General features: G+C 62.4%; 8 protein-coding genes. 7 read left to right on the top strand and 1 reads right to left on the bottom strand.

Features of this window, described 5'->3' with window-relative positions; all coding sequences use genetic code 11:
* Positions 1-64 precede the first annotated feature (64 nt).
* From ACW9IB_RS18255 to ACW9IB_RS18265, 3 genes are read left to right on the top strand one after another with little or no spacing between them, the layout of a single operon-like run.
* Positions 65-1,090: an aminoglycoside phosphotransferase family protein gene (locus tag ACW9IB_RS18255; protein ID WP_457414794.1), complete on the top strand. Its 1,026-nt coding sequence runs from the start codon at positions 65-67 to the stop codon at positions 1,088-1,090.
* On the top strand, positions 1,087-1,761 hold the full coding sequence (murU, locus tag ACW9IB_RS18260) for an N-acetylmuramate alpha-1-phosphate uridylyltransferase MurU (RefSeq protein WP_457414795.1): 675 nt from the start codon (positions 1,087-1,089) through the stop codon (positions 1,759-1,761). Before ACW9IB_RS18255 ends, murU begins: the two co-directional genes overlap by 4 nt.
* 1 nt (position 1,762) lies before the next feature.
* On the top strand, positions 1,763-2,530 hold the full coding sequence (locus tag ACW9IB_RS18265; RefSeq protein ID WP_457414797.1) for a TerB family tellurite resistance protein: 768 nt from the start codon (positions 1,763-1,765) through the stop codon (positions 2,528-2,530).
* 7 nt (positions 2,531-2,537) lie between these two features.
* Here ACW9IB_RS18265 and ACW9IB_RS18270 read toward each other — a convergent pair whose 3' ends face one another.
* Entirely contained in the window at positions 2,538-3,512 is a 975-nt protein-coding gene (locus ACW9IB_RS18270) for an alpha/beta hydrolase family protein (RefSeq protein WP_457414799.1), read from the bottom strand.
* 77 nt (positions 3,513-3,589) lie between these two features.
* Between ACW9IB_RS18270 and ACW9IB_RS18275 the strand changes: the two genes are divergently transcribed.
* The 4 genes from ACW9IB_RS18275 (at position 3,590) to ACW9IB_RS18290 (ending at position 8,655) form a co-directional block, all read left to right on the top strand.
* Positions 3,590-5,584 (top strand): histidine kinase, encoded by a 1,995-nt coding sequence (locus ACW9IB_RS18275; protein WP_457366739.1) that lies wholly within the window; start codon positions 3,590-3,592, stop codon positions 5,582-5,584.
* Positions 5,585-5,602: 18 nt separating this feature from the next.
* Positions 5,603-6,232 (top strand): response regulator, encoded by a 630-nt coding sequence (locus tag ACW9IB_RS18280; protein WP_457366740.1) that lies wholly within the window; start codon positions 5,603-5,605, stop codon positions 6,230-6,232.
* 225 nt (positions 6,233-6,457) lie between these two features.
* The gene (locus tag ACW9IB_RS18285; protein ID WP_457414800.1) at positions 6,458-7,570 is read left to right on the top strand and encodes an ABC transporter ATP-binding protein; all 1,113 of its coding nucleotides are present in this window, start codon (positions 6,458-6,460) and stop codon (positions 7,568-7,570) included.
* Between the two features lie 44 nt (positions 7,571-7,614).
* Positions 7,615-8,655 (top strand): ABC transporter substrate-binding protein, encoded by a 1,041-nt coding sequence (locus ACW9IB_RS18290; RefSeq protein WP_457366742.1) that lies wholly within the window; start codon positions 7,615-7,617, stop codon positions 8,653-8,655.
* Positions 8,656-8,762: the final 107 nt, after the last annotated feature.

The raw sequence follows: 8,762 nt of genomic DNA on the forward strand, positions 1-8,762 counted from the left end.
GAAAAAGATGCGTGATAATAAAGCATGACCCGCTTGACGGCTAGCGCCGTCGGAGACCCTTGTAATGCCCGAGCAAGATCTGCGTTTACAACAGCTGAAAGTCTGGCTGGATGAGCAACTTCCGATCCTTTTCAACGCTCAAGGCTGGGGTGCGGTACCCCCGGCCACATTGACCGCGGCCAGCAGTGACGCGAGTTTCAGGCGTTACTTCCGCTGGGAGGGCGGCGATCGGACTTTCGTCGTGATGGACGCGCCACCGCCCCAGGAAAACTGCAAACCTTTCGTCGATATCGCTCATTTGCTGGCGAAGTCAGGAATAAATGTTCCACAAATTTATGCAGAAGATTTGCCGCGAGGCTTTCTTTTGCTCAACGATCTGGGCACGAAAACCTACCTGGACGTGATTGACGAGCAAAACGCCGATCCATTGTTTGCCGATGCCATCGATGCGTTGCTGGCGTTCCAGCAGTTGCCGATGGACGCGCCGCTGCCCAGTTACGACGTTGCGCTGTTGCGCCGTGAGCTGGAATTGTTTCCCGAGTGGTACGTGCGCCGGCACCTGGGCATCGAGTTCGATACCCGGCAACAGGCGCTCTGGCAACGCGTGAGCACGCAACTGATCGACAGCGCCCTGGCCCAGCCGAAAGTTCTGGTGCACCGCGACTATATGCCACGCAACCTGATGATCAGCGAGCCGAACCCGGGCGTGCTGGATTTCCAGGACGCAGTCTACGGCCCGGTGACCTACGACATCACCTGCCTGTTCAAGGATGCGTTCCTCAGTTGGCCGAAGGCCCGTGTGCGGGAATGGCAACGCGGCTACTGGGCGCGTGCGGGGCAAGCGGGAATCCCGGTGCAGGCGGACTTCGAAGACTTTCTGCGCGCCAGCGATCTGATGGGCGTGCAGCGTCACCTCAAGGTCATCGGCATTTTTGCGCGTATCTGCCATCGCGACGGCAAGCCGCGTTACCTGGCCGACGTACCGCGCTTCTTTGCTTATATAGAAGCGGTGCTGGAAGACCGTCCGGAGTTGAGCGAGCTGGGTGAGTTGCTGGCCAGCCTGCGCCTGCCCGCCGAGGCGAGCCTATGAAGGCGATGATTCTGGCCGCTGGTAAAGGTGAGCGGATGCGTCCGCTCACCTTGCACACGCCCAAGCCGTTGGTGCAGGCCGGCGGCAAGCGCTTGATCGAGTATCACCTGGAGGCGCTGGCCAAGGCGGGTTTTACCGAGATCGTGATCAACCATGCGTGGCTCGGCCACCAGATTGAAAGCTACCTGGGTGACGGTGCACAGTTTGGCCTGCGTATCCGTTACTCGCCGGAAGGCGAGCCGCTGGAGACCGGCGGCGGGATTTTCCAGGCACTGCCACTATTGGGAGATGAGCCCTTCCTGGTGGTCAATGGCGATATCTGGACCGACTATGACTTCGCCCGTCTGCGACAACCTATCGAGGGACTGGCGCACCTGGTGATGGTTGATAACCCGGCGCATCACCCCTCGGGAGGCGATTTCTATCTTGCGCAAGGTTTGCTTCAGGATGCCGTCGTCGGTGCCGATAACCTGACCTTCAGTGGCATTTCCGTGCTCGACCCCAAGCTGTTCGCGGGTTGCAGCGCAGGTGCCTTCAAGCTGGCACCGCTGTTGCGGGCGGCCATGGCCAAAGGTCTGGTAACGGGGGAACACATGACGGGACGCTGGATCGATGTCGGTACGCTGGAGCGTCTGGCGCAAGTCGAAACCCTGCTGACAGCGGGGCACTAGGATGTTGTGGCCAGGGACGCTGATCGGCGCGGGAGCTGGGTTTGCCATTGCCAGTATCCCCGGGGCCATGCTGGGTGCATTGCTGGGGCAGGCGCTCGACCGCCGCTTGCAGCTGCACAGCTGGGCGCAGTTGCGTGAGCGCCTGGGCGGGCGTCCAGCGTTGCGCAACGACGAATTGCTGTTTGTGTTGCTCGGACGCCTGGCCAAAAGCAATGGCCGGGTCGCAGACGGACATATCCAGCAAGCCCGTCAGGAAATGCGCTCATTGGACATGAATGAGTCGGCGCAGCGCCGCGCGATCGCGGCGTTCAACCGTGGCAAAACCGGCACTGATCGGGTTCGGCGCTATCTGCGTGTGCTCAAGGCCCAGCCCCATGCGGCGGAAGGCGTGCTGCGTGCGTGCTGGCGGATGGCGTGGGCCGACGGCAAGGTCGACCATGCCGAGCGCGACCTGATCGGGCTGTGGGGCAAGTGGCTGGGTTGGACGCCGCTGCAATTGCAGGCGCTGGCCGCCGACTACACGCCGGAACGCAAGCCATTGGCCAATCGGGGCGGGGCTTATCAGGAAGCGCTGCGCATCCTCGGGGTGACGGCCACCACCGAACCTTCGGTGATCAAGCGCGCTTATCGCCGGTTGCTCAGTCGCCATCACCCGGACAAGATCGCCGGCAGTGGCGCCAGCCCTGCGCAAGTGCGCGAGGCGACTGAGCGCACCCGCGAATTGCACAATGCTTATGCATTGATTCGCGAGCGGCGCGACTTTCGCTGAGCGACGGTCAGTCGGCGCTGGCCTGGGGGCTCAACCAGCCGCGAATCCGCCGATACAACTGCTCTTGCTCGGCGGCGGTGTTGCCGGGCAGGGCCTTGAGCGTGACCTGTTTATAGCCCTCGTTTTTTGCACGTTTGGCCGCCTGGGCACGCTCCTGCGCCGCTTTGCGTGACGCGGGGCTGTCCTGGTAGAACAGGTCGGCCGTGGGTAGCTTCAGGACGGGGGCCAGTTGTTGCACATCCGGCTGACGGCCAGCGGGCGTCTTCGCCGCGACCATGACCAGCTTCTGCACCTGGGACGGTTGTTTTTCGCTCAAGTAACGCGCGGCCCACCAGGCACCGGTGCCATGTCCCATCAGCACTACGCTGCGCGCACCCTGGGTCTGGGCGAAGGCCACGGCGGCATCGATGCGGGCGAAGATGCGCGAGGCGTCGGTCTTGTCCTGCTCGTCGGTGCCCGGCACCACGGACGGGTCGGTGCCTTCGGCTTCGGCGCTGGCGGCTTGTTCGATGGGTTTGTCGGTGGTGCTCGCCTCTTTGCTGCTGGTATCGACGGTGGCCTTGGGCGCCTCCATCACGCGGGGTGGCAAGGTGTCCACGCTCACATCCGGCAGCGACAGACTGAGGGTGCCCCAGTTGGCGTTCGGCAATTTGCGGCGCAACGGGCCGATTGCTTGCGGCCAGTCAGCATTTTCACCGGCGCCGGGCACGATAATGGCCACACCTTCGGGTTCGGCGCTGTTTGCCGGTTTCCACAAGGCCAGGAATGAGTCGCTGCCGGCCTGCAATTGCTGCTGCTCTTGTTGCGGAATGTTGCGTTGCAGCGCGCTGGCTTCTTCCTGGCTGCGCTCGGGGAGGGGTTGGCGCTCGACCGGTTTTTCGGCGGCAGGCGCAGGGGCGTCGGCGGCCTGGGCAGAAAACGCGCTGGTCAGTAGCAGAGACAGGCACAATGCCGGCAGTGCTGTACGGTTTCGATGGGGCATCGTGGATTCCCGGCCAGAAGTGATTCCAGCAGCCTAAAGGGTTGGTCAGTATTTGTCAGTGATGTGAGGCGTGGATCATGGGTTTTCGCTATCTGCTGGTTATCGGCGGCTTGTGTGTTGCCTTGATGGCAACGGCTGCGCCCGCGCCTGTCATCGCGCAGGCGCCCCTCAATGCCCAGCAGCGTGAATGGCTGGCCCAGCACCCGGAACTGCGGGTCGGCGTGGTCTTGCAGGCACCCTATGCGCAATACGATCGTCGCTTGCAGCGTTTGTCGGGGGCCAATGTCGAGGTGATGCAGTGGTTGGCCAAGGCGCTGAACATCGAACTGACCTGGCGTAACTTTCCCACCCAGGAGCAACTGGAGGACGCGGTGCGCGAGGGCGAGGTCGATATCGCGCCCGGCCTGCAACAGACCCCGGCCGGCCTGCGTCTCTGGCTGTTCACCGACCCCTACATGCGGGTGCCTCAACATATTGTCGGCGTGCGCGAAGGCGGTGGCGCGGTGGAGCTGGAAAAGCTCGACGAACAGTCCCGTGTCGCCGTGCGCATGCCCAGCGCAGTGGCCGATTACTTGCGCAGTACTTACCCCGGCTTGAACCTGCAAGGCGTGCCCATGGAGCGTCAGGCCTTGCAGTTGCTGGTGAGCCAGCAGGCACGTTATGCGGTGGTGGATGAAGCGCAACTGAGCCGGCTGTCGGCCGAACCGGAGTTCGCCGGGCTGGCGGTGGTGGGGGATATCGGACTGCCGCAACTGCTGCGGGTGGCGACGCGCCGCGAGTGGCCGGAACTGGCCGGCATCATGGAAAGCGCGTTGCGCGCAATACCGGCCCGCGACCTGGACCAGTTGCACAGCCGCTGGTTGCAGCCCAAATACCCACGGCTGTCGGAGTCGCCGGGGCTGTGGCAGAACCTGACCCTGTTGTTGGGCCTGTTCCTGCTCGCCAGCCTCACGGTAGTGTTCTGGCTGCGTCGCCAGCAACGGTTGCTGGAGCACAGCCTGCTGGCCGCGCGTGAAGAAAGCGCGGCCCGGGCCGCCGGTGCCGAAGCGTTGCGGTTGACGCAATTTTCCATCGACCAAAGCACCGTCGGCATCCTGTGGGTCAATTGGGACAGCCATGTGCGCTACGCCAACCGCGCCGCTGAAACCATGCTGGGTTATGGCCCAGGGGCGTTGATCGAGCGACCGTTGAGCGATTTTGACCCCACTCTGGACATGGACCGCTGGCTGAACCTGTGGAAGCGCGCCCGGGCCCATGAGGAGGGGCCGCAGAACTTTTCCGCCGACTGCCTGCGCGCCGATGGCAGTCGCTTGCCCGCTACGGTGTCCTTGAGTTTTCTACGCTTTGCCGATGCCGAGTACCTGGTGGTTTACCTCAATGACGTCACCGAGCTGCGCCGCACGCTGGCGGCGCTGCAGCAAAGCGAAGCGCAATTGCGCGAGCTGTCCGCCCACCTGGAAACCGTACGCGAAGAAGAAAAGGCGCGTATCGCCCGGGAAGTGCACGATGAACTCGGGCAGATGCTCACGGTGCTCAAGCTGGAAACCTCCATGTGCGAATTGGCCTATGCGCAACTCGACCCGGGCCTGCACGAGCGCTTGAACAGCATGAAACGTCTGATCGCCCAGTTGTTCCAGCTGGTGCGTGACGTGGCCACTGCGTTGCGTCCGCCGATTCTCGATGCAGGCATTGCCTCGGCCATCGAATGGCAGGCACGGCGTTTTGAAGCGCGCACACAAATCCCTTGCCTGGTTCAGGTGCCGGACAATCTGCCGATCCTCAGCGATGCCAAGGCCATCGGCCTGTTTAGGATCCTGCAAGAAGCGCTGACCAATGTGATGCGCCATGCCCAGGCGCATACTGTCGAGCTGACGCTTGCCCGTGAAGGTGCCGCGCTGCGGCTGACCATCAGCGACGACGGTGTGGGGTTCGTCCAGGCGCAAGGCCGTCCGTTGTCGTTCGGCTTGGTGGGCATGCGCGAGAGGGTGCTTATCATGGGCGGGCAACTGCACCTGGAAAGCGCGTTGGGGGAGGGCACCACGCTAAGTGTGACGGTGCCGCTGGATGCCTAGGACCAAGAGGAAGTTTCTGTGATTCGTGTACTGGTAGCCGAAGACCACACCATCGTTCGGGAAGGCATCAAGCAATTGATCGGCCTGGCCAAAGACCTTCAGGTTGTCGGGGAGGCGAGCAATGGTGAGCAGTTACTGGAGACCCTGCGCCACACCCCTTGTGAGGTGGTGTTGCTGGATATCTCGATGCCCGGCGTCAATGGTCTTGAAGCCATCGCGCGGATTCGGGCGCTGAACCACCCGCCGGCGATCCTGGTGCTGTCCATGCATGATGAAGCGCAGATGGCGGCCCGGGCCTTGAAGGTGGGGGCGGCGGGGTATGCGACCAAGGACAGCGACCCGGCGCTGCTGCTCACGGCGATCCGCAAAGTGGCGGCTGGCGGGCGTTACATCGACCCGGACCTGGCCGACCGCATGGTGTTCGAAGTCGGCCTCACCGATACGCGGCCCTTGCATTCGTTGTTGTCGGAGCGGGAGTTTTCGGTGTTCGAGCGCCTGGCCCAGGGCGCCAACGTCAATGACATCGCCCAGCAACTGGCGCTGAGCAGCAAGACCATCAGTACTCACAAGGCGCGGCTGATGCAAAAACTCAATATCACCTCGCTGGCCGAACTGGTGAAGTACGCCATGGAGCACAAGCTGCTATAGCCACATACCTGATAACGACACCGCGAAAACCCCGCCGAGCCCACTCCTGCCGCTTGCAGCTCGCCACTTGTCGCTGCACCGTTCCGTGCGCGTCATCTGTGTAGGGCGATCCCTACCCCCAACCTTCCATCCGACTGATGCGATTCTCTCCCGGCCCCCGATTTCCGGGGCCTTGCGCCTGGACTACGCTTGTTCCACAGCAGTCCAAAACAAAAAGGTGCGGGTATGAGCGAGGTGGATTCAAATGATGTGCTGGTCAGCTTTCGTGGCGTGCAGAAGAGCTACGACGGCGAGAACCTGATCGTCAAAGACCTCAACCTGGAGATTCGCAAGGGCGAGTTCCTCACCTTGCTCGGGCCTTCGGGTTCAGGCAAGACCACCAGCCTGATGATGCTTGCCGGTTTCGAGACGCCGACCGCGGGTGAGATCCTGCTGGCCGGGCGCTCCATCAACAACGTGCCACCGCACAAGCGCGATATCGGCATGGTGTTCCAGAACTACGCATTGTTCCCGCACATGACAGTCGCCGAGAACCTGGCGTTTCCGCTGTCGGTGCGGGGTTTGAGCAAGACCGACATCAGCGAGCGGGTCAAGCGCGTGCTGAGCATGGTCCAGCTTGACGCCTTCGCCCAGCGCTACCCGGCCCAACTCTCCGGTGGCCAGCAACAGCGCGTGGCCCTGGCCCGGGCGCTGGTATTCGAACCCCAGCTGGTACTGATGGACGAACCCCTCGGCGCTCTCGACAAGCAACTGCGTGAACACATGCAGATGGAGATCAAGCACCTGCACCAGCGCCTTGGCGTGACCGTGGTGTACGTGACCCACGACCAGGGCGAAGCGCTGACCATGTCTGACCGCGTGGCGGTGTTCCACCAGGGCGAGATCCAGCAGATCGCCGCACCGCGCACGTTGTATGAAGAGCCGAAAAATACCTTTGTCGCCAACTTCATCGGCGAGAACAACCGCCTCAATGGTCGTCTGCACAGCCACGCCGGCGAGCGTTGCGTGGTGGAGCTGGCGCGGGGCGAGAAGGTCGAGGCACTGGCGGTGAACGTGGGCCAGGTCGGCGGCCCGGTGACCTTGTCGGTGCGGCCGGAGCGCGTGAGTCTCAACGGTTCCAGCGAAAGCTGCGTCAACCGTTTTTCGGGACGGGTGGCGGAGTTCATCTACCTGGGCGACCACGTTCGGGTGCGTCTGGAGGTCTGCGGCAAGACCGATTTTTTTGTGAAACAACCCATTGCCGAGCTGGACCCAGCCCTGGCCGTTGGCGACGTGGTACCGATTGGCTGGCAAGTCGAGCACGTTCGCGCGCTCGATCCACTTCTAGAGGCGAATTGATCGCCCTCCTGGCTTCACCAACCCTGCACGTGGAGAGAACAACAATGTTGAGATCCCTTAAGTATTCCGCCCTGGCCATGGGCCTGATCGGCGCGACCCAGGCCATGGCAGGCCCGGACCTGACAGTCGTGTCCTTCGGTGGCGCGAACAAGGCGGCCCAGGTCAAGGCGTTCTATGCACCGTGGGAAAGCGCGGGCAACGGCAAGATCGTCGCCGGCGAGTACAACGGCGAAATGGCCAAGGTGAAAGCCATGGTTGACACCAAGAGCGTGTCCTGGGACCTGGTGGAAGTCGAGTCGCCGGAATTGTCCCGTGGCTGTGACGAAGACATGTTCGAACAGCTGGACCCGAAACTGTTCGGCAATGGCGCGGACTACGTGAAAGGCGCTATCCAGCCGTGCGGCGTGGGCTTCTTTGTATGGTCGACCGTGCTGGCGTACAACGCCGACAAGCTGAAGGCACCGCCAGGCGGCTGGAAAGATTTCTGGGACGTGAAGCAATTCCCGGGCAAGCGCGGCTTGCGCAAAGGCGCCAAGTACACCCTGGAATTTGCCTTGATGGCCGACGGCGTGGCACCGAAGGACGTCTACAAAGTGCTGGCCGGCAAAGATGGCCAGGACCGCGCGTTCAAGAAGCTCGATGAACTCAAGCCTTACATCCAATGGTGGGAAGCGGGCGCCCAGCCGCCGCAATACCTCGCCTCGGGTGACGTGGTGATGAGTTCGGCCTACAACGGCCGTATCGCCGCCGTGCAGAAAGAAAGCAATCTGAAGGTGGTGTGGAACGGCGGCATCTACGACTTCGATGCATGGGCCATTCCCAAAGGCCTGGCCAAGGACCGTGCGGATGCGGCGAAAAAATTCATCGCTTTCTCGGTGCAACCGCAGCAGCAGAAGACCTATTCGGAAAACATCGCCTACGGCCCGGCCAATAGCCAAGCCGTACCGTTGCTGGATAAAGGCATCCTGAAAGATATGCCGACCACGCCGGAAAACATCGCCGACCAGGTGCAGATCGACGTGAGCTTCTGGGCGGATAACGGCGAGCAACTGGAGCAGCGCTTCAACGCCTGGGCAGCCAAGTAAGCAACAACACCGCCAACCCTTTTGTGGGAACCGGTCAGTGTGGGAGCGGGCTTGCTCGCGAATGCCGTGTGTCAGTCCAAAAACTTGGGGAACGACCCACCACCCCC

Source organism: Pseudomonas sp. SDO524_S393, assembly GCF_054071875.1.

Coding starts and splice junctions, on each gene's coding strand:
- murU (WP_457414795.1), top strand. CDS start 1,087: ATGAAGGCGATGATTCTGGCCGCTGGTAAAGGTGAGCGGATGCGTCCG.
- ACW9IB_RS18255 (WP_457414794.1), top strand. CDS start 65: ATGCCCGAGCAAGATCTGCGTTTACAACAGCTGAAAGTCTGGCTGGAT.
- ACW9IB_RS18275 (WP_457366739.1), top strand. CDS start 3,590: ATGGGTTTTCGCTATCTGCTGGTTATCGGCGGCTTGTGTGTTGCCTTG.
- ACW9IB_RS18290 (WP_457366742.1), top strand. CDS start 7,615: ATGTTGAGATCCCTTAAGTATTCCGCCCTGGCCATGGGCCTGATCGGC.
- ACW9IB_RS18270 (WP_457414799.1), bottom strand. CDS start 3,512: ATGCCCCATCGAAACCGTACAGCACTGCCGGCATTGTGCCTGTCTCTG.
- ACW9IB_RS18285 (WP_457414800.1), top strand. CDS start 6,458: ATGAGCGAGGTGGATTCAAATGATGTGCTGGTCAGCTTTCGTGGCGTG.
- ACW9IB_RS18265 (WP_457414797.1), top strand. CDS start 1,763: ATGTTGTGGCCAGGGACGCTGATCGGCGCGGGAGCTGGGTTTGCCATT.